26 protein-coding genes are annotated in these 25,648 nt (G+C 69.2%); 16 read left to right on the top strand and 10 right to left on the bottom strand.

Going from position 1 to position 25,648, the window contains the following annotated elements; translation table 11 throughout:
- Positions 1-29: 29 nt before the first annotated feature.
- The 6 genes from AAFF32_RS04470 to AAFF32_RS04445 all read right to left on the bottom strand — a co-directional run bounded on the left by AAFF32_RS04470 (position 30) and on the right by AAFF32_RS04445 (position 5,358).
- A complete protein-coding gene (locus tag AAFF32_RS04470) occupies positions 30-2,375 on the bottom strand; it encodes an MMPL family transporter (RefSeq protein ID WP_342316605.1) in 2,346 nt (781 codons plus the stop codon).
- Between the two features lie 11 nt (positions 2,376-2,386).
- Entirely contained in the window at positions 2,387-3,037 is a 651-nt protein-coding gene (locus tag AAFF32_RS04465) for a LolA-related protein (protein ID WP_342316604.1), read from the bottom strand.
- The gene (locus AAFF32_RS04460) at positions 2,979-3,977 is read right to left on the bottom strand and encodes an acyltransferase (protein ID WP_342316603.1); all 999 of its coding nucleotides are present in this window, start codon (positions 3,975-3,977) and stop codon (positions 2,979-2,981) included. Before AAFF32_RS04460 ends, AAFF32_RS04465 begins: the two co-directional genes overlap by 59 nt.
- The gene (locus tag AAFF32_RS04455) at positions 3,974-4,270 is read right to left on the bottom strand and encodes a hypothetical protein (protein WP_342316601.1); all 297 of its coding nucleotides are present in this window, start codon (positions 4,268-4,270) and stop codon (positions 3,974-3,976) included. The genes AAFF32_RS04460 and AAFF32_RS04455 overlap by 4 nt, the downstream gene beginning before the upstream one ends.
- A 94-nt stretch (positions 4,271-4,364) precedes the next feature.
- Positions 4,365-5,066: a ketosynthase gene (locus AAFF32_RS04450; protein WP_342316600.1), complete on the bottom strand. Its 702-nt coding sequence runs from the start codon at positions 5,064-5,066 to the stop codon at positions 4,365-4,367.
- A gap of 22 nt (positions 5,067-5,088) precedes the next feature.
- Positions 5,089-5,358 (bottom strand): phosphopantetheine-binding protein, encoded by a 270-nt coding sequence (locus AAFF32_RS04445; protein ID WP_342316599.1) that lies wholly within the window; start codon positions 5,356-5,358, stop codon positions 5,089-5,091.
- 149 nt (positions 5,359-5,507) lie between these two features.
- Here AAFF32_RS04445 and AAFF32_RS04440 point away from each other — a divergent pair, with 149 nt between their 5' ends.
- From AAFF32_RS04440 to AAFF32_RS04380, 13 genes are all read left to right on the top strand, one after another.
- Complete coding sequence (locus AAFF32_RS04440; RefSeq protein WP_342316598.1) at positions 5,508-6,974, top strand: NAD(P)/FAD-dependent oxidoreductase; 1,467 nt, start codon at positions 5,508-5,510, stop codon at positions 6,972-6,974.
- Positions 6,975-6,988: 14 nt separating this feature from the next.
- A complete protein-coding gene (locus AAFF32_RS04435) occupies positions 6,989-7,993 on the top strand; it encodes a pteridine-dependent deoxygenase (RefSeq protein ID WP_342317220.1) in 1,005 nt (334 codons plus the stop codon).
- A 542-nt stretch (positions 7,994-8,535) separates the two neighbouring features.
- Positions 8,536-8,784, top strand: coding sequence for a hypothetical protein (locus AAFF32_RS04430; RefSeq protein WP_216964600.1), 249 nt, complete (start codon positions 8,536-8,538; stop codon positions 8,782-8,784).
- A gap of 360 nt (positions 8,785-9,144) precedes the next feature.
- Positions 9,145-9,486 (top strand): hypothetical protein, encoded by a 342-nt coding sequence (locus AAFF32_RS04425; protein ID WP_216964602.1) that lies wholly within the window; start codon positions 9,145-9,147, stop codon positions 9,484-9,486.
- The gene (locus AAFF32_RS04420; protein ID WP_216964604.1) at positions 9,483-11,147 is read left to right on the top strand and encodes a PA domain-containing protein; all 1,665 of its coding nucleotides are present in this window, start codon (positions 9,483-9,485) and stop codon (positions 11,145-11,147) included. The genes AAFF32_RS04425 and AAFF32_RS04420 overlap by 4 nt, the downstream gene beginning before the upstream one ends.
- Before the next feature lie 356 nt (positions 11,148-11,503).
- Entirely contained in the window at positions 11,504-12,976 is a 1,473-nt protein-coding gene (locus AAFF32_RS04415; RefSeq protein ID WP_342316597.1) for a porin, read from the top strand.
- A gap of 27 nt (positions 12,977-13,003) precedes the next feature.
- Entirely contained in the window at positions 13,004-14,014 is a 1,011-nt protein-coding gene (locus AAFF32_RS04410; protein ID WP_342316596.1) for a sulfate ABC transporter substrate-binding protein, read from the top strand.
- 85 nt (positions 14,015-14,099) lie between these two features.
- Entirely contained in the window at positions 14,100-14,969 is an 870-nt protein-coding gene (cysT, locus tag AAFF32_RS04405) for a sulfate ABC transporter permease subunit CysT (protein ID WP_216964610.1), read from the top strand.
- Positions 14,959-15,819, top strand: a complete 861-nt coding sequence (gene cysW / locus AAFF32_RS04400) for a sulfate ABC transporter permease subunit CysW (RefSeq protein ID WP_342316594.1) — start codon at positions 14,959-14,961, stop codon at positions 15,817-15,819. Before cysT ends, cysW begins: the two co-directional genes overlap by 11 nt.
- A 145-nt stretch (positions 15,820-15,964) precedes the next feature.
- Positions 15,965-17,008 (top strand): sulfate/molybdate ABC transporter ATP-binding protein, encoded by a 1,044-nt coding sequence (locus AAFF32_RS04395; RefSeq protein WP_342317219.1) that lies wholly within the window; start codon positions 15,965-15,967, stop codon positions 17,006-17,008.
- An 84-nt stretch (positions 17,009-17,092) separates the two neighbouring features.
- The gene (hemB, locus tag AAFF32_RS04390) at positions 17,093-18,085 is read left to right on the top strand and encodes a porphobilinogen synthase (RefSeq protein WP_216964615.1); all 993 of its coding nucleotides are present in this window, start codon (positions 17,093-17,095) and stop codon (positions 18,083-18,085) included.
- Positions 18,086-18,087: 2 nt separating this feature from the next.
- Positions 18,088-18,537: a GNAT family N-acetyltransferase gene (locus AAFF32_RS04385; protein ID WP_216964616.1), complete on the top strand. Its 450-nt coding sequence runs from the start codon at positions 18,088-18,090 to the stop codon at positions 18,535-18,537.
- A 50-nt stretch (positions 18,538-18,587) separates the two neighbouring features.
- The gene (locus AAFF32_RS04380; protein ID WP_216964618.1) at positions 18,588-19,334 is read left to right on the top strand and encodes an SDR family oxidoreductase; all 747 of its coding nucleotides are present in this window, start codon (positions 18,588-18,590) and stop codon (positions 19,332-19,334) included.
- Between the two features lie 259 nt (positions 19,335-19,593).
- Here AAFF32_RS04380 and AAFF32_RS04375 read toward each other — a convergent pair whose 3' ends face one another.
- A complete protein-coding gene (locus AAFF32_RS04375) occupies positions 19,594-20,424 on the bottom strand; it encodes a TolB-like protein (protein ID WP_342317217.1) in 831 nt (276 codons plus the stop codon).
- A 194-nt stretch (positions 20,425-20,618) separates the two neighbouring features.
- Here AAFF32_RS04375 and aroE point away from each other — a divergent pair, with 194 nt between their 5' ends.
- The 3 genes from aroE (at position 20,619) to AAFF32_RS04360 (ending at position 22,851) form a co-directional block, all read left to right on the top strand.
- Entirely contained in the window at positions 20,619-21,461 is an 843-nt protein-coding gene (aroE, locus tag AAFF32_RS04370; RefSeq protein ID WP_216965342.1) for a shikimate dehydrogenase, read from the top strand.
- A gap of 20 nt (positions 21,462-21,481) precedes the next feature.
- Positions 21,482-21,757 (top strand): YkgJ family cysteine cluster protein, encoded by a 276-nt coding sequence (locus tag AAFF32_RS04365; protein WP_216964621.1) that lies wholly within the window; start codon positions 21,482-21,484, stop codon positions 21,755-21,757.
- A 152-nt stretch (positions 21,758-21,909) separates the two neighbouring features.
- Entirely contained in the window at positions 21,910-22,851 is a 942-nt protein-coding gene (locus tag AAFF32_RS04360) for an alpha/beta hydrolase (RefSeq protein WP_342316593.1), read from the top strand.
- An 89-nt stretch (positions 22,852-22,940) separates the two neighbouring features.
- Here AAFF32_RS04360 and AAFF32_RS04355 read toward each other — a convergent pair whose 3' ends face one another.
- The 3 genes from AAFF32_RS04355 to AAFF32_RS04345 all read right to left on the bottom strand — a co-directional run bounded on the left by AAFF32_RS04355 (position 22,941) and on the right by AAFF32_RS04345 (position 25,639).
- Positions 22,941-23,252 (bottom strand): DUF5076 domain-containing protein, encoded by a 312-nt coding sequence (locus AAFF32_RS04355; RefSeq protein WP_342316592.1) that lies wholly within the window; start codon positions 23,250-23,252, stop codon positions 22,941-22,943.
- A gap of 81 nt (positions 23,253-23,333) precedes the next feature.
- The gene (locus AAFF32_RS04350; protein WP_342316591.1) at positions 23,334-24,644 is read right to left on the bottom strand and encodes a DUF58 domain-containing protein; all 1,311 of its coding nucleotides are present in this window, start codon (positions 24,642-24,644) and stop codon (positions 23,334-23,336) included.
- Positions 24,644-25,639, bottom strand: coding sequence for a MoxR family ATPase (locus AAFF32_RS04345; RefSeq protein WP_342316590.1), 996 nt, complete (start codon positions 25,637-25,639; stop codon positions 24,644-24,646). The genes AAFF32_RS04350 and AAFF32_RS04345 overlap by 1 nt, the downstream gene beginning before the upstream one ends.
- Positions 25,640-25,648 lie beyond the last annotated feature (9 nt).

Here is a 25,648-nt window from a genome sequence, read left to right as displayed (position 1 = left end):
GAGGATCTCGTCGCGGCCCAGGCGTTGCGTCACGCCACTTGCCTCACCGGCGCGCGCACGATCAGCAGCGCCAGCACGAAGTTGAAGGCCACGCCCAGCGCCACGGTGCCGCCGATCGCGCGCAGCACCGGAATGCTCGACGTCGCCAGCAGCGCGAACACCAGCAAGGTGGTGAGGCTGCACACGATCACCGCGTGCAGCGTGCGCAGCTGCTCGGCGCGATCGTCGCCGGCGTGATCGAAGAACAGCGCGTAGTCCAGGCCCAGGCCCGCGGCGAGGACCAACGACACCAGATGGAAGAGGTTGAGCTCCACGCCGATGCCACGCAGCACGGCGAGGATGAGCAGCGTCGTCAGCGCCATCGGCGCGAGCACGCGCAGCACGCGGCGCGGCGAGCGCAGCGCGAACCACACCGCGCCGGCCAACAGCACCGCCGCCAGCGCCAACGCCCACAGCACGCGCTCGCGGTACTCCGCGACCAGGGATTCGGACGCCTGCTTCAGGTCGAGCAGCTGCGCGCCGTGGGTCTGCGCGATGCGCGCCACGGCGCCGGGATCGCGCAGGCCCGACAGCGCGACGAGCGCGGTGGCGTGCCCTTCGCGTTGCAGCAGCAGGCCTTCGACGCTGGCGGCCAGCGGCGTGCCGGACACGTCGGCGGGCGTCAGCGGCCGCGCATCGCGCGCGGCGGCGACATCACGGATGAAATCGGCGAAGGCATCCTCGTTGAACGCGCCGCCGGCCATCGCCTCGCTCAGCGCAGCGCGCAGCGCATCGTCGGACGGCAGCTTCGCCTGGCGCGCGCGTTGCGTCGCCGCGCTGGGCAGGTACCGCGCGGCGAGATCGAAGCCGGCGATGCCGCCTTGCACGCGCAACACGTCCAGCGAACGCAACAGATCTTCGGAAGCTTGCAGCGCGTGTTCGGCGTCGGGCGCCTGCAGCGCGATCACGTAGCGGACATCGGGTGCACCGAGCTCACCGCGCAATTGCGAATCGCGCGCGAGAGCCTCCGCCGGCACCGGCGTGAGTCGCGCCAGATCGTTCTGCCAGAACGCGCCGGGCGTGAAGACGATCACCGCCACGGCGATCGCCGCCACCGCGCAGCCCACGGCGCCGCCCATGCGCGGCCAGCGCGCGAGCGCCGTCCAGCAGCGCGCCAGCCAGGCCGAATCGGCCGCATCGCGTGGCGCGGGATCGATCAGCGCCGGCAGAAGGAAGCGCGTCGCCAGCGCAGCGGTTGCCAGCCCGACCACGGTGAACACCGCCAGTTGCTGCAACCCGTCCACGCCGGACACCAGGAAGGTCGCGTAAGCGATGCACGTCGACGCCACGCCCGTGCCGAGCGTCGGCCACAAGGCGCGCGCACTCGCCCACGGCGACATGCCCGCGCGCTGGTGGCTGAAGAGGTGGATCGGATAGTCCTGCACCACGCCGATCAGCGTGAAGCCGAACGCGACGGTGATGCCGTGCACGCCGTCGAAGGCGAGCGCCACCGCACCCAGTCCCGCCAGCCCCGCGCTCGCCAGCGGCAGGCCGCCGAGCAACGGCGCCTTCCAGCTGCGGTACGCGATCCACAGCAGCAGCACGAATACGAGCGAATCGATGGTGCCGATCAGGCTGGCTTCGCGCGCTGTGCGCCCGCCGATCTCGACCGAGAATGCGCCCGGCCCCGTCAACGTCAGCCGCGTCTTCGTATCGCCGCGCACCGCGTCGAACGCGGCGTGGATGGCGTCCACCGCCGCCTGCTGGCCTTCGGGATCGAAGCCGGCGGCATGCGTTTCGATGGCGAGCAGTGCTTCGCGGCCGGCGCGGTCGAACCACACGCCGTGCAGGCGCTGCGGCGCATTCGCCGGTTGCCAGGCCTCGACGAGCTTCAGCGTTTCCAGCGTCGGATCGGACGGCAGCAAGGGCTCGATCATCGCCGCGGCGGGCGAGCCAAGATCCTGCAGGCGCGCATCGAGTTCAGCGCGCAGGAACGCGGCATCCAGACGCTGCATGTCCAGCGTGGAAGACAGCAGGTAGCGGTACGGACGCAGGTGCGCCGGGATCGCATCGAGCCCGACGTCGGCGCCGTTGGCGACCAGCTTGAACGGCGTCGTCGCCGCGCCGCGCGGGGGGGCAAGCAGGCGTTCGCGCATGGCCTGCGACTGCGCCGCGAGCGTCTGTGGCGCGTCACCGGACAGGGCGACCAGCAGCAGCCGCGAGCCCGGGCCTTCGCCCAGTTCGTCGATCAGCAGCTTCTGCGCGGGCGTCTGCGGCGCGGGCATGAACTTGCGCAGGTCGCCGCTCAACTGCACGCGCGGCGCGATCAGCGCGCCCAGCAGCGCGAGCACCGCCAGCCACAGCAGCGCGAGCGCGAGCCGGCGCGTGGCGCTCATCGGACGTTCGTTCATTGCGCGCCCGCGCCGTGGCACAGCGTGGCGAGCGCTGCGCTGTCCTGCACCTTCGCCGCGTCCTGCGCGGCGCCGGCCAGCAGCGTGCGTTGCGCTTCGACGTTGCCCACCGGGCGCGTCTCGATGCAGCGAAGTTCTGCGCCGCGTCCGTACAGCACGATCGCCTGCAGCTTCGCCGCCATCGCCGCGTCCCTGGGCGTCATCGTCATCGTCCAGCGCTGGCGGGTGCCGTCGGCCTGCAATCGGTAATGGGCTTCCAGCGCGGTGCGGTCGCCGCCGAGCAGCGCGCCGAAGCCGTTCTGCAGGCCGGCCAGCTCGGGCACGCGCGACAGCGAGAAGCGGCGCGGCGATTGCCCGGCGCGCTGGATCACCGCCTCACCCGCGCGCAGCGTCGTGGTTTCCGCGTACGGAGTGCGCACATCGCGCACGAGCGTGTCCGCGTCGGGACGCACGTACTCGCCGGTGAGGCGCAATGGCGTCTTCAGCAGCTTCGAGCCGCGCACCTCGACGAAGGGCGTGCGGGCGGGCGCCGGCCGCGCGATCTTCGCCAGGATCCAGCCCGGCTCCGCCGACGATTCGGCCGAGGGTTCAGCCGGCGCGGCGCAGGTCGCGGCGCTCGCCAGCAGCAACGCCGGCGTCAGCCGCATCGCCCAGGTGCGGAAGTGAAGTGCCGGGGTCGTCCGCCGCGTCGTTGCCATGCCAGAAGTCGTAGAAGTTGAACCAGTTGTAGGGCGCGCGGCGCACATGGTGCTGCAACCTCGCGGCATAGCCGCGCACCAGCGCGGCGAGTTGTTCGCGGCGATGCTGGCGCGGGATGTCCAGCCGTTCGCTGAATTCCTCGAACACCAGCTCGTAGCGGTTGTCGCCACGGTACAGGCCGAACGCCAGCATCACCGGCACCTTCAGCGTGGCCGCCAGCGACCACGGCGCGGTGGGGAACGACGCCTCGTGCCCGAGGAACGACGCAGGCGCGGTCGCGTCGCCCGGTTCGGCGCGATCGACCAGCAGCGCGACGAGCTCGCCGTTCGCCAGCGCTTCCTGGATCGCCAGCACGATCGACACGCCGTCCTGCCCCGCATCGATGACATCGCGCGCGAGCTGCGGATTGAGCGCGCCCAGCAGGCGCGTGATGGCCTGGTTGTGGGCGACGTCCAGCACGATGCGCACGCGCAGCGCCGGGCGCGTGAGCGCCAGCACGCGCAGGGCGTCGAAGCTGCCGTGGTGGGAGCCGAAGATCAGCACGCCTTCGCCGCGGTCCACGCGCGCGGCCAGCGCCGGCAGGCCGACGGTCTGGATGTCGAAACGCGCCAGCTGCCCGCTGAGCAGGAACACGCGGTCCAGGATGGTCGCAGCGAACGTGTGGATGTGGCGGGCCGCGTCCCACAGCGTCGGCCTGCGATCGAGCACCCGCGCCAGGTAGGCCAGCGAGGCCTGGCGCTCGGGGCCGCGCACGATCAGGAAGTAGAGCGTGATCGGATACAGGCAGGCGCGCGCGACCGCGCGTCCACCGTGGCGCGCGATGCCGCGGATCACCCACAGCGCGAACATGCCGCCGCCTTCCGGACGTTGTTTCCAGTGCGCGTTCATGCGACGGCCTGCGCGTCCATGGCGACGATTTCGCCGCTGGCCAGCAGCGTGGTTGCGCGCAATACGCGGAAACGCCAGCGCGGTGGCTGGCCCTCGAGTTCGATCGACGCCACCTCGCCGGGCAGCAGCGGCTGCAGGAATTTGACTTGCGGCAGGCGCAGTGCGCGCTGCGGGCCGTGGGCGGCTTCGATCGCCTCGACCACGCGCTCCAGCAGCACCACGCCGGGCACCAGCGGACGTCCCGGGAAATGCCCGGGCAGGCTGGGGTGGTCGTCGGGAAGGCTGAAGTCCATGCGGGGCGGCGGCTGCGCGCGGAAAGCGCTCAGGATAAGCCAGCGGGGCAGCGGCCGTGGCGCGGTCGCACCGCCCACGCCGGGAGCGCGCGCATCAATCGAACAGCCCGCGCCAGAAACGCGGCCCCAGGGCCGCCATCTGCCGCAGGAAATCGAAGAAATGCCGGTACGGGCGATGCGGGAACAGCCAGCGCCGCAGCGCGTACTCGCCGACGAAGAAGCCGCCGACGATGCCGTAGTTGAGCAGGTTGGCGAACAGCGACCACTCCTCCTGCCCGATCGCCACCGGCGGCGTATGCCCCAGTCGCGCCAGCACGCCGTCCGGCACGGCGATCATCGCCAGCACGCCGTTGGCCAGCGCCAGCGCGGCCATCACGTAGGCCCAGCCGGCGGTCAGGCCGCGCGAATAGCGGTACAGCGGCGGCGGCAGTTGCGACGGCTCGCAGCGCTCCATCGCGGCCACGATCCGCGTGATCAGTGGTTCGCGCGGCGGTCGCAGGCTGCGCCAGAACATCCACGCCACGAAGCCCACGAACAGCATCGGCGGGGCCAGCAGCAGCATCTGCGGGTAATGCGTCTGCGCCAGCCAGGCCAGCCCGGCGACGCAGCCGGCGGTGGCCGCCCAGGCCCAGGCCTTGCCCTGCATCAGCGGCGCGATCAGGCACAACGCCACCAGGTCCAACAGGGCGATGGTGGCCGACACCCCGCCGCCGTCGTGCGTGGCCCAGTGGGCGAGCAGCGGGTAGGCGACGGCGAGCGCGATCGGCGGGACGGCCCGCAGGACGGCGGAATTCACGGCCCGGGTCCGGCGGCGACGATCAGGCCGCGCGGCGCTGTTCGATGTGCGCCGCCAGCGCGCGCAGCGAGGCGAAGATGCGGCGGTTCTCGTCGTTGTCCGAGCGCAGCTGGAAGCCGTACTTGCTGGAGATCGCCAGCGCCAGTTCCAGCGCGTCGATCGAATCCAGGCCCAGCCCCTCGCCGAACAGCGCGCCCTCCGGATCGATGTCGCCCGGCGCCACGTCTTCGAGGTTCAGGCTGGCGACCAGCAGCTCGGCCAGTTCGCGTTCGACGGGGCTTTGTTCAGACATCTTCGGTTCCAGCGGTGGCATTGCAAGGGACGCCACGATCCGGCATCGGCGTCGCGCGCGCAACCGTCCACCACGGGCGCCCGCCTAACAGCCTCCCGGGGCCCGGCGCTGCACGGGCTGGCGGCGGGCATTCCCTTATCATGCGCGCCATGACCGATACCGTCCCCGAGTCCGCGCCGGCAGCTCCTGCCCCGGCCGAGCTGAACACGCCTTCCGACGCACCCTCCACGCTGACGCCTGACGTCCTGGTGATCGGCGGCGGCCCCGCCGGCACCACCGCCGCGACGCTGCTGGCGCGCAAGGGATGGAAGGTCCTGCTGCTGGAGAAGGACGCGCACCCGCGCTTCCACATCGGCGAATCGCTGCTGCCGATGAACCTGCCGATCCTGGAGCGCCTGGGCGTGCTGGAGCAGGTCAAGGCCATCGGCACGTTCAAGCCGGGCGCGGAGTTCCCGATCGTCAACGACGACGGCACGCCGATGCAGTCCGGGCAGGACGGCGCCGACCAGTACAACACCTTCCGCTTCGAGCGCGCGCTCAATCCGCTCTTCGGCTACGCCTACCAGGTCAAGCGCGAGCAGTTCGACGAACTGCTGTTCCGCCACGCGCAGGCCAACGGCGTGGATGCACGCGAACGCCACAAGGTCGAACGCATGGAGTTCGGCGCCGACGGTCGGCCGTCGATCGCGCATGCGCGCGACGCGAAGGGCAATGCCTTCACCGTGCGGGCGCGCTACGTCGTCGACGCCAGCGGCCGCGACACCTTCTTCGGCAACCAGCTCAAGCTCAAGCAGAAGAACACGCTGCACCAGTCGGCGGCGATCTTCAGCCACTTCACCGGCGTGGAACGCCGCCAGGGCGATGACGCCGGCAACATCACCGTGCAGCGCTTCGCGCACGGCTGGATGTGGCTGATCCCGCTGCGCGACGGCGTGATGAGCGTGGGCGCGGTGTGCTTCCCCGAATACCTCAAGCAGCGCCGCGGCGAAAACGAAGCGTTCCTGATGAAGACGCTCGAGTCCGAACCGCAGGTGCGCAAGCGCATGCAGAATGCGCAACGTGTCGCGCCGGTGCACGTCACCGGCAACTACTCCTACACCTGTACGCGCATGCACGGCCCGGGCTGGGTGATGGTGGGCGATGCCTACGCCTTCGTCGATCCGGTGTTCTCCTCGGGCGTGTACCTGGGCATGAACAGCGCCGAGCAGGCCGCGCAGGTGGTCGATGGCGTGCTGCGCGATCCGTCGCGCGAATCGGCCCTGCAACGCGGCATGGACAAGCGCCTCAAGCGCGGCCTGAAGCATTTCCAGTGGTTCATCTACCGCTTCACCACGCCGGTGATGCGCCACCTGTTCAACCATCCGCGCAACATCTGGCAGGTGGAACAGGCAGTGATCTCGCTGCTGGCGGGCGATGTGTTCGACAACCCCGAGGTGCTCAAGCGCCTGCGCCTGTTCCGCATCATCTACTCGATGACTGCCATCAGCATGGCGCCGCTGGCGCTGCGCGGCTGGTTGAAACGGCGTCGCCAGGTCGGTGTGGACGTGGGCCTGCACGGCGCCGCCGACACGCTGCAGCCGGGGCCGGATCAACGTGACATGGGACTGCGCTCGTGAGCGCAGTGCGCCCCATGCCGCTGGCGGCGCCGCGCTGGTCGGTGGAATACGTGCATGCCGCGCCCGAATCCGTATTGACCGCGCCCGACGTGCTCGCGGTGATCGGCTTCGGCGCGCAGGCGCCGCATAGCGACGACCCGCGCTACCTGCGCGTCGCGCTGGAGCCCTACGGCGATTCACCGCTGGAAGTCTGGCGCGCAAGCGGTCCGGTGCAGTGCGGACGCGACGGCGACGTCGCCTGGGCGGAAGACGGCGCGCTGCAGTTCGGCGCGATCGAACTGGACGAGGGCGACGACACCCTGCCCGGCCGCAGCGACATCGAAGCCACCGCCGACCGCCTGTACCGTCGCCTGATCGAGTTCGTGCAGGCGCGCGGTTATCCGCACCTGCTGCGCGTGTGGAACTACCTCGACGGCATCACCGTGGGCGAAGGCGACCTGGAGCGCTACCGCCAGTTCTGCGTCGGCCGCGCGCGAGGCCTGGGCGAAGTGGAGCCGCATTCGTTGCCGGCGGCCACGGCGATCGGCCAGGTGAACGCCGAAGGCGCGCCGCGTCGCTTGCAGGTGTACTGGCTCGCCTCACGCGTGCCCGGAACGCCGCTGGAAAACCCGCGCCAGATCAGCGCCTACCGCTACCCGCGCCAGTACGGCCCGCAACCGCCGAGCTTCGCCCGCGCGATGCTGCCGCCGCCCGGCAGCGCGATGCCGCTGATGCTCTCGGGCACCGCGGCCATCGTCGGCCACGAATCGCAGCACGCCGATTCGGTGGCGACGCAGCTGGACGAAACGCTCGCCAATTTCGACAGCCTCATCGCCGCCGCGCGTTCGCAGTGGCCCTCGCTGCCGGCGCATTTCGGCGCGTATTCGCCGTTGAAGGTGTACGTGCGCGATCGCGACGAACTGGACACGGTGAAGCGCGCGCTCGATGCGCGCCTGTCGCCCGAAGTGCCGCGCGTCGTCCTGCACGCCGCGGTGTGCCGGCGCGAGTTGCGCGTGGAAATCGACGGCGCGCACGGGTAGGGATTCGGGATTCGGGATTCGGGATTCGGGATTCGGGATTCGGGAATCGGGAATCGGGAATCGGGAATCGGGAATCGGGAATCGGGAAAGCGTCTCCGAAGCCGTCATCCCGGCGAAGGCCTGTCCTGAGCTTGTCGAAGGGCCGGGACCCAGGCCGTCACGCCCTCCCACCCATCACGTCATTCCCGCGAAGGCCGGAATCCAGGGACTTTCCATGCTTTACCGATTGCGTGTCGAGCGACAAGCGCGACGCTGTTGCTTCTGACAAGTAACAGGTAAGGCGTGAAACTTCCCTGGATTCCCGCCTTCGCGGGAATGACGGGGGCAAGGCCAGAGACGCCCGCAGACGATCCGCCCCGGCGCCCCGGATTCCTCGGTACGCCCCGATTCCGCGCCACGCTCCGCCCCTCATTTGCCCCGTTTCGGAACCCCATCCGGCCGTTTCGTCGGAACGCATGTTCACGCCACCCGGTGCCCGGTAATCTCGGCACTGCACCGCATCGCCACCCGGCCGCCCGTCGGCCCTCACGAGGAACGTCGCCATGGGTCTCATCAGCCTGCTCTGGGGCATCGTCGCCATGATCTGGATGGTGATCGCGTTGATCCCGCTGCTGGGATGGGGCAATTGGCTGCTCATCCCGTTCGCCTCGGTGGGCGCGATCATCGCCGCGCTCGGCATCCTCTTCACCAGCCCGGGCAACCGCGGCCGCGCGAAGACCGGCCTGGTGCTCAACGGCATCGTGATCGTGGTCGGCATCGTCCGCCTGGGCATCGGCGGCGGCATCATCTGAAGCGTCCACGGTCGCGTTGCATGCGACGCGCGTGATGATGTTCTTCACGCGCACGCTCCGTACGTGGCCGCATTTTCCGCCTGAATACGTAGGTCGCGCGATGTTGCGGCGCAAGCTTGTCGCGCGCGTCGAAGCAGGCGCATAGTCGGCACGGGTTGAAGGGGGAAGCCCACATTGCATCCCCAACAGTCGATTCTTCGCGATGGCCATCGCGAGGGCGGAATCGGCCGGGGAAACATCACCTTCAAGATCGGGACGTGACCCATGAAAAGGATCGGATCCGCGCTTTGGTTGTCAGGTGTAGCGCTTGGACTGTGCATCAACGTCCATGCCGCTGATGCCCAGTCCACACCCCATCAAGTGACCGTTGCGGGCGTCAAGGTCGGCATCGATGCCGAGACCGGACAACTGCGTCCGCTTACCGCCAGCGAGAGCGCGCAGCTCGACCAGGCGCTGACTCAAGGCAAGCAGGCCAAGGTCGCGCCGGCGATGGCGAAGACGTTCGCCGCGCCGCAGGATGCGGCGGCCGCGCGTGCCACGGTACGTCGTTCCGCGCACGGCGGCGTGTCGGTGAAGGTGCCCGAATCGCAGATGACCTCGTTGACCGCGCAGCGTGATGCGTCCGGCCAGCTGGTGATCCAGCACTCCGGCGACGAGAGCAGCGATTCCCATGACACGCACAACGAGGAGCTGCTGAAATGAGAAAGCAACTTCTCGCCTGCGCGCTGGCCATGACCGGTGCATTCGCCTTCGCCAACGCCGACGCCGCGCAGCTGGTGCTGCTCAACGGCGATGCCGGAACGGGCCTGGGCCTGGACGATCCCACGCCGGCCACGCCGATCGGCCTCAACCCCGGCACGACGGTCGGCCAGCAGCGCCAGATCGTCTACCGCTTCGCGATGGACCTGTGGGGTTCGGTGCTCAAGAGCGACGTGCCGATCAAGGTCGGTGCGTCCTTCCAGCGCCTGAACTGCACCGCGACCGGCGCCACGCTCGGTTCGGCCGGTGCGAACTGGATCGACCGCGACTTCCCGAACGCGCCGCGTCCGGGCATCTGGTACCACTCCGCGCTCGCCGACTCGCTGGCCGGCGTCGACCTGGATCCGGTTCCCGATGATCCGGCCGACATCGTCTCGCGCTTCAACGGCGACCTCGGCAAGCCCGACTGCCTGGCCGGCACGACCTGGTACTACGGCCTGGACGGCAAGACGCCGGCCGGCGGCATCAACTTCCTCAACGTGGTGATGCACGAGATCGGCCACGGCCTGGGCTTCCAGGGCTTCCTGGACAAGTTCACCGGCAACTTCGGCGACTTCGACGGCACCGGCCCGCGTTCGGACATCTACACACAGAACGCATTCGACAACGTGCTCAACATCGGCTTCAACGATCCGGCCAGCACGCCGGCGCAGCGCGCCGAAGTGATGAAGACCTCCGGACGGTTGGTGTGGTCGGGCAATCGCGTGAAGAACGAAGCGGCGCTCGTGCTCGACAACCGCCAGTACTTCACCGTGACCGCGCCCGCGGGCATCGCCGGACGCTACCTGTACGGCACGGCGAGCTTCGGCCCGGTGGCATCGCCGGCGAACTTCACCGGCCAGGTCGTGCTCGGACAGGACGAGGCCAATGCGGCGGGCCCGACGACGGGTGACGCCTGCACGGCGCTGACCAACGCCGCGGCGGTGGCCGGCAAGTTCGTGCTGGTCGATCGCGGCACCTGCGGCTTCGTGATCAAGGCCGCGAACGTGCAGGCCGCGGGCGGCATCGGCATGGTGGTGGCGGACAACGTCGCCGGCTCGCCGCCGCCGGATCTGGGCGGTACCGATCCGAACATCACCATCCCGGCACTGCGCATCACCCAGGCCGACGGCGTCACCTTCAAGGCGAACCTGCCGGTGAGCGTGACGTTCCAGGTCGATCCGGTGCTGCTGCAGGGCGCCGACGACAAGGGCCGCACGCGTCTGTACGCACCGGCGGTGGTGGCCGGCGGTTCGACGTTCTCGCACTACGACACCGCGCTGTCGCCGAACGCGCTGATGGAGCCGTTCGACACGCCGACGGTGCAGGCGCAGTACAACGTCGACCTCAGCCCGGCGCTGTACCGCGACATGGGCTGGAAGGTGAACTCGGGCGAAGCGAAGATCGGCAAGTGCAACACCACGGTCGATCTGCTGGAGCCGGGTGGCTTCATCGTCGGCGCCAACGTGCAGGCCTGGAACAACCTGTGCAAGGTGACCAACAAGAACCCGGGCAAGTACGTGCAGTGCATGGTCGATCTGCAGCAGCGCCTGCGCGCCGCGAAGCTGATCCATCCGCTGCAGGGTGCGGTGATCATGTTGTGCACGGCGACGAACCTGAAGTAAGTCGCGCGCTTCATGCCCCACCGGAACCGGCGCCGAAAGGCGCCGGTTTTCTTTTGCAACTTTGGCCCCTCCCCCTGCGAGCAGGGAGAGGTTGGGAGGGGGGCGCGAGGGCGCGAAGCGCCGAGCCTTGGCACGGTGAACTCGCCGCTACGCGGCTCTTACCCCTCCCCAACCCTCCCCTGCGAGCAGGGGAGGGAGAACACCTCACGATTCCTTAGCACCCCGCCCCCGCTCATACCGCTTCGGCATGAGCGCATGACGCTCCCGCCCTTGTCCGGCGCGGCGTGGGCGGCGACAGTCGCGCCGTGCCGCCCGACATCGGCAGGCCCGCCCTCCCCTCCCAGGAATCCCACGCCATGCCCAGGTATCGAACGCGACGATTGCCCGTTCCCTCTCTTGCCGGCAGCGTGCTGGCCTGCGGAATCGTGGCCGCGCTGGCACTGCCCGCGTCTGCCTTCGCGCAGCAATCCCAACCGACGGTGGAAGAACTCGCCCGTCGCCTGCAAGCCATCGAACAACGCCTGGGCACCGCGCCCGCGGCCGGCGACACCACCGACGCCAACGGCCTGGCCGATCTCGACCAACGCCTGCGCGTAATCGAACGCAAACTCGACCTGCAGGCCGAGGAAGCCGAGGCCAAGGCCGCCAGCACGCCGGTCGTGAGCCTGAGCGCGGCCAAGGGCCTGTCGGTGAAATCGCCGCCGCCGGGCGATGTCGAACTGAAGTTCCGCGGCCTCGCGCAGGCCGACGGCCGCTTCTACATCGACGACGACGCGCTCCCGCAGAACGACACCTTCCTGTGGCGCCGCGCGCAATTGACGATCGAGGGCAGCTGGGGCCCGCTGCTGGCCTTCCGCATCACGCCCGAACTGGCCGGCGACAGCGTCACCCTGCTCGATGCCTGGGCCGACCTGCGCTTCAGCCCCGCGGCGACGCTGCGCATCGGCAAGACCAAGAGCCCGGTGGGCCTGGAGCGCCTGCAGGCCAGCGGCGCGACCGAGCTGGTCGAACTGGGCTTCCCGAGCGAACTCGCGCCCGGCCGCGACCTTGGCGTGCAGTTGCAGGGCGAAGTGGCCGGCAGCACGGTCAACTACGTCGTCGGCGTCTACAACGGCACCGTCGACGGCCGCGACGCCGTGACGACCAACCCCGACAACCATTTCGAAGTCGCCGCGCGCGTCTTCGTCGAACCGTGGAAGAACGACGCCAGCGCGCTGTCCGGCCTGGGCTTCGGCATCGCCGGCAGCAGCGGCGACAAGGAAGGCAGCGGCAACAATTTCCTGCCGCGCTATCGCACGCCGGGCCAGGTGCAGTTCTTCAACTACCGCAGCGCGGTGGTCGCAGACGGCGAGCAGACGCGCTGGTCGCCGCAGGCGTACTACTACCGCAACGCGTTCGGCGCACTCGCCGAATACATCAGCTCCGAGCAGGAAGTCCGGCTTCCCGCCACCGGCGCGCGCGCGAAGGTCGAGAACACCGCGTGGCAACTCGTGGCCGGTTACGTCCTCACCGGCGAGGACACCGGATACCGCGGCGTCGCGCGGCCTAACCATCCTTTTACGGTCGGCAGTGCAGGCTGGGGTGCATGGGAACTGGTGGCGAGGTACGGTGAACTGGAGATCGACGAGGACGCATTCCCCGTGTTCGCCGATCCCAACGCCGTGGCGCGACGCGCCAAGGCGTGGGGATTGGGCGTGAACTGGTACCTCACCGGAAACTTCAAGCTCGTCGCCAACTACACGCAGACCGACTTCGATGGAGGCGCCGCCGCGGGCGCCGACCGTGAAGACGAAAAGACGTTCTTCACGCGTGCGCAGTTCTCCTTCTGACCTTTCGGCCTTACGGGAAACGACACCATGAAAACCTTTCTCCGCAATGCGGTGCTCGGCCTGTCGGTGGCGCTCGCCAGCGGCGCGGCCTTCGCGAAGGACGTGCAGCTGCTCAACGTCAGTTACGACCCCACGCGCGAGTTCTACGCCGAGGTGAACCAGACCTTCGCCGCGCAATGGAAGCAGCAGAGCGGCGACACGCTCAACATCCGCGCCTCGCACGGCGGCTCGGGCAAGCAGGCGCGCGCGGTGATCGACGGGCTGGAAGCGGACGTGGTCACGCTCGCGCTGGCCGCCGACATCGACGCCATCGCCACCAACGGCAAGCTGCTGCCCCCCGACTGGCAGAAGCGCCTGCCGCACAACAGTTCGCCGTACACCTCGACGATCGTGTTCCTGGTGCGCAAGGGCAATCCGAAGCAGATCCGCGACTGGGGGGACCTGGTCAAGCCGGGCATCGGCATCATCACGCCGAATCCGAAGACGTCCGGCGGTGCGCGCTGGAACTACCTCGCCGCGTGGGCGTGGGCCTCGCAGGAATACCGCGACGGCAACAAGGTCACCGATTACCTGACGCGACTGTTCAAGAACGTGCCCGTGCTCGACACCGGCGCGCGCGGCGCGACGACGACGTTCGTCGAACGCGGCATCGGCGATGTGCTGCTGGCATGGGAGAACGAAGCGCTGCTCACGCTCAAGGATGCCGATACGCGCGACAAGTTCGAGATCGTCGTGCCGAGCCTGAGCATCAAGGCCGAACCGCCGGTGGCGTGGGTCGACAAGAACGTCGACAAGCACGGCACGCGCAAGGTGGCCGAGGCGTACCTGCGTTTCCTCTACACGCCCGAAGGCCAACGCCTGGCCGCCAAGCACGGCTATCGCCCGTCCGAACCGGACAAGGTGCCGGCGGAGGAACTGGCGCGGTTCCCGCAGGTGAAGCAGGTGACGATCGACTCGGCGTTCGGCGGCTGGAAGAAGGCGCAGGCGGAGCATTTCGCCGATGGCGGGTTCTTCGACAAGATTTATCGGCCGCGGTGATGTGTGCGTGCCACGTGGTTTTGCTCCTCCCCCTGCGTGCAGTGGGAGGGAGCCGTAGCGTCCGTGTCGTAGCGACGGAGTTCTGATGTCCACCCTCGCCCTGCCACTCCCCCTCACCCGCCGCGGCCGCCGTCCGCTGCCCGGCTTCGGCCTCAGTCTCGGCCTGGGCCTGGCGTGGCTCAGCGTCGTCGTGCTGTTGCCGTTGGCGGCGCTGGCGATTCGCGCCGCCGGGCTGGGCCTGGACGGCTGGCTGCGCGCGATCCAGGACGAACGCGTGCAGGCATCGCTGAAGCTGAGTTTCACCGCTTCGCTCGTTGCCGCGCTGATCGCGTCGGTGGCCGGTGCGCTGGTGGCGTGGGTGGTGGTGCGGTATCGCTTCCCGGGTCGGCGCCTGCTCGATGCGCTCGTCGACCTTCCCTTCGCGCTGCCCACCGCCGTGGCGGGCATCGCGCTGACCGCGATCTATTCCGCCAACGGTTGGGTCGGACGCTACACCGAGCCGCTGGGATTGAAGATCGCCTACACGCCGATCGGCATCACCATCGCGCTGATCTTCATCGGCCTGCCGTTCGCGGTGCGCACGGTGCAACCCGTGCTGGAGGCGCTGGGTCGCGAGCAGGAAGAGGCCGCTGCCTCGCTGGGCGCATCGCGCCTGACCACGCTGCGACGCGTGGTGCTGCCGGAACTGCTGCCGGCGCTGCTGACGGGCTTCTCGCTGGCGTTCGCGCGTGCGCTGGGCGAGTACGGTTCGGTGATCTTCATCGCCGGCAACCTGCCCTACAAGACCGAGATCGCGCCGCTGCTCATCACCATCCGTCTGGAGGAATACGACTACGCCGGCGCCATCGCGATCGCCGCGCTGCTGCTGGCGGCGTCGTTCGTGTGCCTGCTGGCGATCAACGCGATTCCGTCGTTGTTCGCGCATGAGCGCAAGGGGGCCAAGCGTGGCGCGTGACGTGAAGCATCGCGACGACTTGCAGGAGCCGGCATGGCTGCGCTGGGCGTTGATCGCGCTGGCGGTGCTGGTGATGCTCTCGCTGGTGGTGCTGCCGCTGCTGATGGTGCTGGGTGCGGCGTTCGCCAAAGGCTTCGGTACGTGGATCGATTCGCTCACGCAGCCCGACGCGCTGTCCGCGCTGAAACTCACCCTGTTCACCGTCGCGATAGTCGTACCGGTCAACGCCGTGTTCGGTCTGTTCACCGCGTGGGCGGTGACGCGCTTCGAGTTCCGCGGCAAGCAGTTGCTGCTGTCGCTGATCGACCTGCCCTTCGCGGTGTCGCCGGTGGTGGCGGGTTTGTGCCTGGTGCTGCTGTTCGGTTCCAGCGGCTGGTTCGCGTCGGTGCTGGAGCACTACGACGTCAAGATCCTGTTCGCGCGCCCGGGCATCGTGCTGGCGACGCTGTTCATCACCTTCCCCTTCGTCGTGCGCGAGTTGATCCCGCTGATGCAGCAGCAGGGCGCGGACGAGGAACTGGCCGCGCGTTCGCTCGGCGCCGGCGGCTGGACGATGTTCCGCCGCGTGACGCTGCCCAACATCAAGTGGGGCCTGCTGTACGGCGTGCTGCTGTGCTCGGCGCGCGCGATGGGCGAGTTCGGCGCGGTGTCGGTGGTGTCGGGCCACATTCGCGGGCTCACCAACACGCTGCCGCTGCACATCGAGATCCTCTACAACGAGTTCGACAGCACGGGCGCGTTCGCCGCGGCATCGCTGCTGGCCGGGCTCGCGCTGATCACCCTCATCCTCAAGTTCTGGCTGGAGTCCCGCCATGGCGACGCCCTTGCGAAGTCCCACCGTCGACATTGACGCCGCCGATGCGGTTGGCGCACCCACCACCGGCTGGCGCTCCGGCCACGCGGCGCATGTGACGGCCGCGCATTCGACCGCGCCGGCCGGGTCTGTCACGCTGCCGACCACGCCCGCTCCCGCCCGGCCTTCGACCCGTTCCGGCATGGACCTGCACCTGCGCCAGCTCAGCAAGCGCTACACCGGCGTGGCCGCGCTGGATGGCGTGGACCTGCACGTCGAAGCCGGCGAGCTGGTGGCGTTGCTCGGCCCGTCGGGCTCGGGCAAGACCACGCTGCTGCGCGTGATCGCAGGCCTGCTGCATCCGGATTCCGGGCAGGTGCTGTTCGGCAAGGACGATGCGACGCGGTTGAGCCTGCGCGAACGCAACGTCGGTTTCGTGTTCCAGCATTACGCGCTGTTCAAGCACATGACGGTGGCGGAGAACATCGCCTTCGGCCTGCGCAGCCGACCGCGCCGCAAGCGCCCCGACAAGGCGACCATCGCGCGCCGCGTGGAGGAATTGCTTGGGCTGATCCAGCTTCCGGGCTTCGGCAACCGCTATCCCGAACAGCTCTCCGGCGGGCAGAAGCAGCGCGTCGCGCTCGCGCGCGCACTCGCCATCGACCCGACCGTGTTGCTCCTGGACGAACCCTTCGGCGCACTCGATGCGAAGGTGCGCGTGGAACTGCGCCGCTGGCTGCGCCAGCTGCACGAACGCACGGGCCAGACGACGCTGTTCGTCACGCACGACCAGGAAGAAGCGCTGGAGCTGGCCGACCGCATCGTCGTGCTGCGCGAAGGCCGCATCGAACAGGTCGGCACGCCGGACGAGATCTACAGCGCGCCCGCGTCGGCCTACGTGTTCGATTTCATCGGCCGCGCGAACGTGCTGGAAGGCGAAGTGCGCGGCGGGCGTTTCCATCTGCCCGGGCATGCGCACACCTTCGCCGCGGGCGATGTCGCCGACGGCCCCGCGCGGCTGTACGCGCGTGCGCACGACTTCGCACCGGGCGACGGGAACGACGGCATCGGCGCGCGCGTGGTCGCGGCGCACCGGCTGGCCGACCGCATCACGCTGGAGCTGAACGTCGAAGGCCAGGCGCGGCCGGTGGAGCTGGACTTCTCCGCGACGCCCGGGCTGACCACGCCGGCGCCGGGGAGCGAAGTGCGGCTGGTGCCTTTGCGGTATCGGGTGTATTCGACTTAGCAGCTATGCCCTCCCTCTGCACGCGGGAGGGAGGTTGGGAGGGGGTGCGAGGCGCGCCAGCGAGCGGGCGTACAATGCCCCGCCATGAGCACCTACCCCCATGCACGCCCGCGGCGGATGCGCCGCGATGAGTTCTCGCGCCGCCTGATGCGCGAGTCGGTCCTCACCGCCAACGACCTGATCTATCCGGTCTTCGTGCACGAACGCGACGGCCGCGAAGCCGTCGCCTCCATGCCCGGTGTCGAACGCCTGTCCATCGACGAACTGCTGCGCGTGGCCGAACAGGCCTGCGAGCTGCGCGTTCCCGCCATCACGCTGTTCGGCGTGCCGGACATCGCGCGCAAGACGCACGACGGCGTGATCGCGTGGGACGACGACGGCATCGTCCAGCGCGCGGTGCGTGCGCTCAAGCAGCGCTTCCCGGAGCTGGGCGTGATCACCGATGTCGCGCTCGATCCCTACACCACGCACGGCCAGGACGGCTTGCTCGACGAGAGCGGCTACATCCTCAACGACGACACCGTGCAGGCGCTCGTGCGCCAGGCGCTGTCGCACGCGCACGCCGGCGCCGACGTGGTCGCGCCCAGCGACATGATGGACGGCCGCATCGGCGCGGTGCGCGCCGCGCTGGAAGAGGCCGGTTTCGTCAACACGCGCATCCTCGCCTACAGCGCGAAGTACGCCAGCGCGTACTACGGCCCGTTCCGCAGCGCGGTCGGTTCGGCCGCGGCGTTGGGCAAGGGCAACAAGTACACCTACCAGATGGACCCGGCCAATTCGGACGAAGCGCTGCACGAAGTCGCGCTCGACCTGGACGAAGGCGCCGACATGGTGATGGTGAAGCCGGGCATGCCGTACCTGGACATCGTGCGTCGCGTGAAGGACGAGTTCCGCGTGCCGACCTACGTCTACCAGGTGAGCGGCGAGTACGCGATGCTCAAGGCCGCCGCGCAGAACGGCTGGCTGGACGAGCGCGCCACCGCGATGGAAGCGCTGCTCGCGTTCAAGCGCGCCGGTGCCGACGGCGTACTCACCTACTACGCGCTCGACGCGGCGCGCTGGCTGCGCGAAGGCTGAGCGTGGGCGACGCGTCGACGAACGCCACCCTGCGGCGCGCCCGCGCCGACGATGCCGCCGAACTGGCGCGGCTGTCGGCGCAGCTGGGCTATCCGCAACAGGCGGATGCGTTCGCGCGACGCCTGCGGCAGGTGCTGATTTCCGCCGATCATCCCGTCGTCGTCGCCACCGACGACGGCACGCGGCTGCTCGGCTTCATCGCGATCGAACGCCGCTTGATGCTGGAAACCGGCGAGCGCGTGGAGATCGTCGGCTTGGTGGTCGACGACGCCGCGCGACGGCGCGGCATCGGCCAGGCGCTGGTGCGGGCGGCGGAAGACTGGGCGCGCGCGCAAGGCCTGGACGAGGTGATGGTGCGCTCGAATGTCCTGCGCGCCGATTCGCATCCGTTCTACGAAGGCGCCGGGTTCGAGCGCACCAAGACGCAGCACGCCTATCTGAAGCGGTTGTAGCGCGCCGCGCCACGGCACGGCACGCGAAACAGGACAACGTGGAGGTCCGCATGCAGAAGATCGTGATCGTCACCGGCGGCAGTCGCGGCATCGGCGCGGCCACCGCGAAACTCGCGGCGAAGTCGGGTTATCGCGTCTGCGTCGCCTATCGCAGTCGCGAGACCTCGGCGGCCGATGTCGTCGCAGCGATCGAACGCGACGGCGGCGAGGCCATCGCGGTGGCGGCCGACGTCGGTCGCGAAGCCGACGTGCTTCGACTGTTCGACGAGGTCGACCGCCGCTTCGGCGAAGCGACCGCGCTGGTGAACAACGCCGGCATCCTGGAACGGCAGATGCGCGTGGAAGAGATGGACGCCGAACGCCTCACGCGCGTGTTCAACGCGAACGTGGTCGGCAGCTTCCTGTGCGCGCGCGAGGCGGTGCGGCGCATGTCGACGCGGCACGGCGGCCACGGCGGGGCGATCGTCAACGTCTCTTCCGTCGCGGCGCGCCTGGGTTCGCCGAACGAATACATCGACTACGCCGCGTCGAAGGCGGCGATCGACACGCTTACCGTCGGACTGGCGAAGGAAGTCGCTGCCGAAGGCATCCGCGTCAACGCGGTGCGGCCGGGCTCGATCTACACCGACATCCACGCCAGCGGCGGCGAACCCGGACGCGTGGACCGGGTGAAGGCGCGCATCCCGATGCAGCGCGGCGGCGAGGCGGAGGAGATCGCGCGGGCGATCGTGTGGCTGCTGTCGGACGAGGCGTCGTACATGACAGGAAGCCTGGTGGATGTGGCGGGCGGGTTGTAGGTGCCTCGGATCGCATCGCCCTGAACGATTGCGCCAGCCCCTCCATCCCGTCATCCCGGCGAAGGCCGGGACCCAGGCCGACACGCCCTCCGACGTCTTTCCCGTCATTCCAGCGAAAGCTGGAATCCATTTTGATCTGCGTAGCGTTCGGCATGCAGGTGCGGAGAGTGATGGCGAGCGCGTGCCTCGACACTCCGCCGCCCCTCACCCCAACCCCTCTCCCGGTGGGAGAGGGGCTCAAAAGCGGATCAGCGGCGGGCTAAATACAGCCCGCCTTCCCCTCCGCCACCGGCGCCTTCATCCGGTACAGGTCCATCTTCCCTGCGCGCGGCGCCTTGGCCGTGCCGCTGACGATCAGCTCGCCCGGCTTGTTCCAGTCCACCACCGGCCCGAGCGTGGTTCCCTCGGCCGTGTTGAACGACAGGGCCAATGGCCCCGCGTCGTCGTAGCGCGCGCCGTCGCAATGGGCGAGGAACAGCCGGACCGGCTTCGTCGCCGGGTCCTGCGAACGGGCGTACACCAGCGTGCGCCCGTCGCCGAGCCAGGCGGCGTCGAACTCGTCAGCCTTCGTGTTCACCCCCGGCACCGGCTTCGGATCGACGAACGCCTTCCCGTCCCAGCGCGCGACGAACAGGTCGTGCCCGCCCGCGCCACCCTGGCCGTCGCTGGCGAACAGCAGGCGCGTGCCGTCGCGGCTGGGCGTGGGCGCCCATTCGTCGCCGCGCGTGTTCACGCCGCGGCCGAGGTTCTCGACGGGGCCGAAGCTGCCATCGGGCTTGATCGCGGCGCGGTACAGGTCGTCCCCGCCGATACCGCCGGGGCGGTTGGAGAAGAAGTACAGCCAGCGGCCATCGCCGCTGAACAGCGGGTCGAAGTCGTTGGCGGGCGAGTTGATCGCCAGCGGACGGGCGTCCTGCCAGCGGCCGCCCTTCAGTCTTGCCTGCCACAGATCCCAACCGCCCGCGCCGCCTTCACGATCGGTGCTGCCCCAGACGATATGCTGGCCATCCGGGCTGACGCTGCCGCGGATTTCGCTGGCCTTGGTCGATACCACGTTCATGCCTTCGATGCCGAACTCGGACAGGGTCATGCCCGATGAAAGCGACGACGCCGGGCCGGACACCGCGACACCGCCCACGATGAGCGCCGCCAGTACACTCGAAAGCCTGCAATGCCTGCACGCCAAGGCCGGGCTGCGTTGCATCGTGCGTCTCCTGTCTTTGTGAACCCCAGTCTATTCGAGGCCCGCCCGTGTCCAACTTCGCCTCCGTCGCAAATCCGGCCGTGGTCAAACGGTTCGCTGTCATCGGCCACCCGGTCGCGCACTCGCTGTCGCCGCGCATCCATGCCTCCTTCGGCCGGCAGACCGGCGTGGCGCTGCAGTACACCGCGATGGACGCGCCGCCGGAGCTGTTCGACGCGATCGTCGCGGAGTTCGCTGCGGAAGGCGGTGTGGGCGCGAACATCACGCTGCCGCACAAGAACCGCGCGGTCTCGATCTGCACGACGCTGACCGAGCGCGCACGCCGCGCCGGCGCGGTGAACACGCTCGTGCGCACCGCCACCGGCTGGGAAGGCGACAACACCGACGGCGCTGGTCTGGTGCGCGACCTCACCGAACGCCAGGGCCTGGACCTGCGCTCGCGCCGCACGCTGCTGATCGGCGCCGGCGGTGCCGCGCGCGGTGTGGCGCCGGCGCTGCTCGATGCCGGCATCGGCGATCTGTACATCGTCAACCGCACGCCCGAACGCGCCGATGCGCTGGCCGACGCACTCGCCATGCCGGGCCGCGTGCATCCGCGCTATCTGCGCGACATCGACACGCTCGGCACCTTCGACCTGATCGTGAACGCCACCTCCGCCGCACGCGCCGACGGCCTGCCCTCGCTGCCGATGGCGCTGGCGAATCCGCGCACCGCCGCCGTGGACCTGAGCTACGGCGAGGTCGCCATCCCCTTCCTCGCCTGGGCGCGCGCGGCCGGTTCGCACGACTGCATTGACGGGCTGGGCATGCTGGTGGAACAGGCCGCCGAAAGCTTCCTGCGCTGGCACGGCACGCGCCCGGAAACGGACGAGGTGTACGAAGAGCTGCGCGAGCATCGCGCCGAACTCGTCACCGCCGACTGACCGGCCACGACATCGAACCCATGGACTGCCGCGCCCATTGCGGCGCGTGCTGCATCGCGCCGTCGATCACCTCGCCCATTCCCGGCATGCCGCACGGCAAGCCGGCGGGTGTTGCGTGCGTGCAGCTGGATGAGGACCTGCGCTGCCGGTTGTTCGGAAAGCCCGAGCGGCCGGCGTTCTGCGCGTCGTTGCGACCCGGTCGCGAGATGTGCGGCGATTCACGCGAGGACGCCAACCTGTTCCTGCTCGAACTGGAACGGCTGACGCACCCGCATGCGGTGCCGGTTCCACCTTGATCACGTGCATTGCGGATGTGCGGTCGCGCGATCGCGACACTGCACTTCGCGCGTGACCGGCGGCAATGCTCCGCCCCGTTTGAAGTAGGCACGCTTTCGGTCATCAACAGGGCCGCACGAAATGCCCACTCGCCGCCCAACTGGAGACTGACATGTCCCGCTCGCGTTCCGTGGCACGAGTCCTGTTCGTTGCGATGCTGCTCGCCGCGCTTCCCGTGCTGCACGCCGCTGCCGAGGTGCGACCCTTCCCTGCCGACTTCCGCGAAAGCCAGATGACGGTGAGCGGTGGCACGCAGTATGTCCGCATCGGCGGAAAAGGCCCTGCGGTGGTGTTGCTTCATGGCTTCGGCGACACGGGCGACATGTGGGAGCCGCTGGCGGCCAGGCTCGTCAAGGACCACCTCGTCATCGTGCCTGACCTTCGCGGCATGGGGCTGTCGTCGCATCCGGAAGACGGCTACGAGAAGGCGGCCCAGGCGCGCGACCTCGTCGGCATCCTCGACAAGCTCAAGGTCGGCAAGGTGCAGCTGGTGACGCACGACATCGGCAACATGGTCGGTTACGCGCTCGCCACGCACTATCCGGACCGCGTCACGGCCTGGGTGGTGATGGACGCGCCGCTGCCCGGCATGGGCACGTGGCAGGCGCAACTGGTGAATCCGAAGGTGTGGCACTTCAACTTCCGTGGCCCCGACGTGGAACGCCTGGTGGCCGGACGCGAGCGCATCCTGCTGGACCGCTTCTACAACGACCTCGGCGGCGACCCCAGCCGCATCGACGAACCCACGCGCCAGCACTACGCCGAACTCTATGCGCGGCCGAACGCGATCCACAACGCATTCGGCGGGCAGTTCGAGGCGTTCTCGCGTGATGCGGAAGAGAACAAGGCCACCTTCGCCAAGTCGGGCAAGCTCACCATCCCGGTGCTCGCAATCGGCGGCGAGCAGTCGTATGGCAGCTCGATGAAATCCGAGATCGATTACGTCGCATCAAACGTCGAAGGCGCCGTCATCCGGAACTCGGGGCACTGGATCATGGAGGAGCAACCGCAGCAGGCGGTCGACCTGATCCTGCCGTTCCTTGCCAGCCACTGAGGATTGCGCCGGCACGAAGACGCATGTGATGTCCGATTACGGCCGCCGCGCGCCCAGCGTTCGCGCTCCGCCGACAGCGAACGTTCGCATCACGAATGCCCCGGATGAAAACCGCCCTCGACCTCGGACGTGGGCTGCTTGAACTCGCCCCAGAGCGATTCGAGGATCTGATGCGCGCTCTCTGTCGGGTCCAGGCCGCTTCTCTCCTCAAGTGCATTCGCTACGTGGCGGATCACGTCTGCCAGCAGGATGCCCCAGGCTGCCGTCTCGTTTCTCCCCTGCGCCTCCCACAAGCCGACATTGAGGCTGCAGTGCAATCCCTTCTCGGCGATCCAGCCGCTGATCATCTGGATCGAATTTCCGTCGCGCTGTGCAGCGGGCGGAATGACGAGCGGCTTCATGCGGGTCGGTCCTTGTAATGTCGGAGCTCAATGTCTGACGGTGTCCGCGAAGGATTGAAAGCAGCCCGCGAGATCGCCGCGCTACAGCAACCCGTCGCGCTTGACCGCCAGGTAACGTTCCACCAGCGACGCAGCGAGCTGATCGCATGCCACGTCCAGCACCATCACGCCGTGATTGCGCAGCGCCTCGTGCGCGGCGTTGCGCTGCGCGAGGTAGTGCGCGGTGGCGCCGGCACGCACGGCGCCGGGGAGGTCCTGCACGGGTTCGGCCAGCGCCGCGTCGAGCGAGCCTTCGCGCAGGCTCGCCACGCACACCAGGTGGCGCTTGCGCAGCATCGTCACCGCGGCGAGCAGGTCGTCCATGTCTTCATCGCGCAGGTTCGTCACCAGCATCACCAGCGAACGCCGACGTTGATGCACCGACAGGCTCGTAGCGGCCGCGAGGAAATCCGTCGCCACCGGTTGCGGTTGCAGCGCGTAGGTCGCGCGCAGCAGTTCGTCGATGGCGCCCACGCCCCGTCGGGGCGGCACCCACGCGCCCGCGCCGCCGCTGGCCAGCAGGCCGACCGCGTCGCCCTGACGCAGCGCGAGGTACGCCACCACCAGCGCCGCATCCAGCACGTGATCGAAATGCGCCAGCGCGCCGTCGCGCGCCATCAGGCGGCGGCCGGTGTCGAGCAGCAGCACCAGTTGCTGGTTCTTCTCGTCCTGGTATTCGCGCGAGATCAGGCGGCGTGCGCGCGCGGTGGCCTTCCAGTCGATCTGGCGCAGGCTGTCGCCGATGCGGTATTCGCGCATCTGATGAAAGTCCGTGCCCTCGCCGCGCCGGCGGCGCAGGTGCGCACCGACCAGTCGCGACGCCTGGTCCGCACTGAACATCGCAAACTTCGCCAGCGGGGCGAAGTTGGGGAACACGCCGACGCCCTGCGCCTCGCCGGCCACGCGCAGCTGCCACCACAGGCGCAGCGGCGAATGCAGCCGCAACTGCACGCCGTCGAAGCGGAAGTCGCCGCGCTCGTTCGCGCACAGGTGGTAATCGAATGCGGCTTCCTCGCCGCGCCGCAATGCCAGCCGACGCGGCAGTCCCTGCATGCGCCAGCCGCCGGGGTGCAGGTCGAACACGTCGACGCGCTGTCGGCGCGCGCTTTCCAGGCTCAGCGTGACGGGACGCTCGATGCCGATCGGCCAGGTGTCGGCGAGGCGGCGCTCGACGCGCGGCGTCGGCGCCCACCACAGCAGCGCGGCGTCGAGCAGCAACAGCATCAGCAGCGCCGCACCCGCCGCGTACCACGACGGCTCCGCCGCGACGCCGAACGCCACCGCCAGCCCGTGCAGCGACCACAGCACGAGCAGGACGATCGCGACGGGCGCGGGACGCGGCACGCTGCGCATCACTTGCGCGGCGCCTCCACCTTGGCCAGCAGCGCATGCAGCACGTCGTCGGGCTCCTGCCCTTCGATCTGCAGTTCCGGCGCCAGCGCGATGCGGTGACGCAGCGCGGGCTTGGCGATCTCGCGCACGTCGTCCGGCGTGACGAAATCGCGGCCCGACAGCACGGCCTGCGCGCGCGCCGCGCGCACCAGCGCCAGGCTGCCGCGCGGGCCGGCGCCGAGCGCGATGCCCGCCCAGTCGCGCGTGGCGGCCACGATGCGCACGGCGTAGTCGATCACCGCATCGTCCACCGCCGTCATCGCGGTGCCGGCCTGCATGGCGACGATGTCCTGCGGGCCGAGCGCGCGCGCCACCTGCGACAGGTCGAAGTCCGATGCGGCGCGACCCTGGCTCACCGCCGCCACCATGCGCTTCTCGTCGTTGCGCGACGGATAGCCGATGAGCACCTTCAGCAGGAAACGGTCGAGCTGCGCCTCGGGCAGTGGATAGGTGCCTTCCTGCTCCACCGGGTTCTGCGTGGCGAGCGTGAGGAAGGGCGGCGCGAGCTGGAAGCTGTGGCCTTCGATGGTCACCTGCATTTCCTGCATCGCTTCCAGCAGCGCGGACTGCGTCTTGGCCGGCGCGCGGTTGATCTCGTCGGCCAGCAGCAGGTTGGTGAACACCGGGCCGCGGCGGATGTTGAACGTCTCCGTCTTCGGGTTCCACACCGCGTGGCCGCTGATGTCGCTGGGCATGAGGTCGGGCGTGAACTGCACGCGCGCGAAGCCGCAGTCGATCGCCCGCGACAGCGCGCGCACCAGCAGCGTCTTGCCCAGTCCGGGCACGCCTTCGATCAGCACGTGGCCGCCGGCGAGCAGCGCGATGAGGATCTGGTCGAGCACGGCTTCCTGGCCGATGAAGGCCTTGCCGACTTCATCGCGCACGGCGGCGGCGCGGCCGGCCAGCGCTTCGCCGGTGATCGGAACGATGGGAGCGGGTGCGGTGTCGGCGTTCATGTCGGTGGT

Source organism: Lysobacter sp. FW306-1B-D06B (genome assembly GCF_038446665.1).
Classification (GTDB): Bacteria; Pseudomonadota; Gammaproteobacteria; order Xanthomonadales; family Xanthomonadaceae; genus Lysobacter_J.
This window is presented reverse-complemented; position numbering and strand designations above follow the sequence as displayed.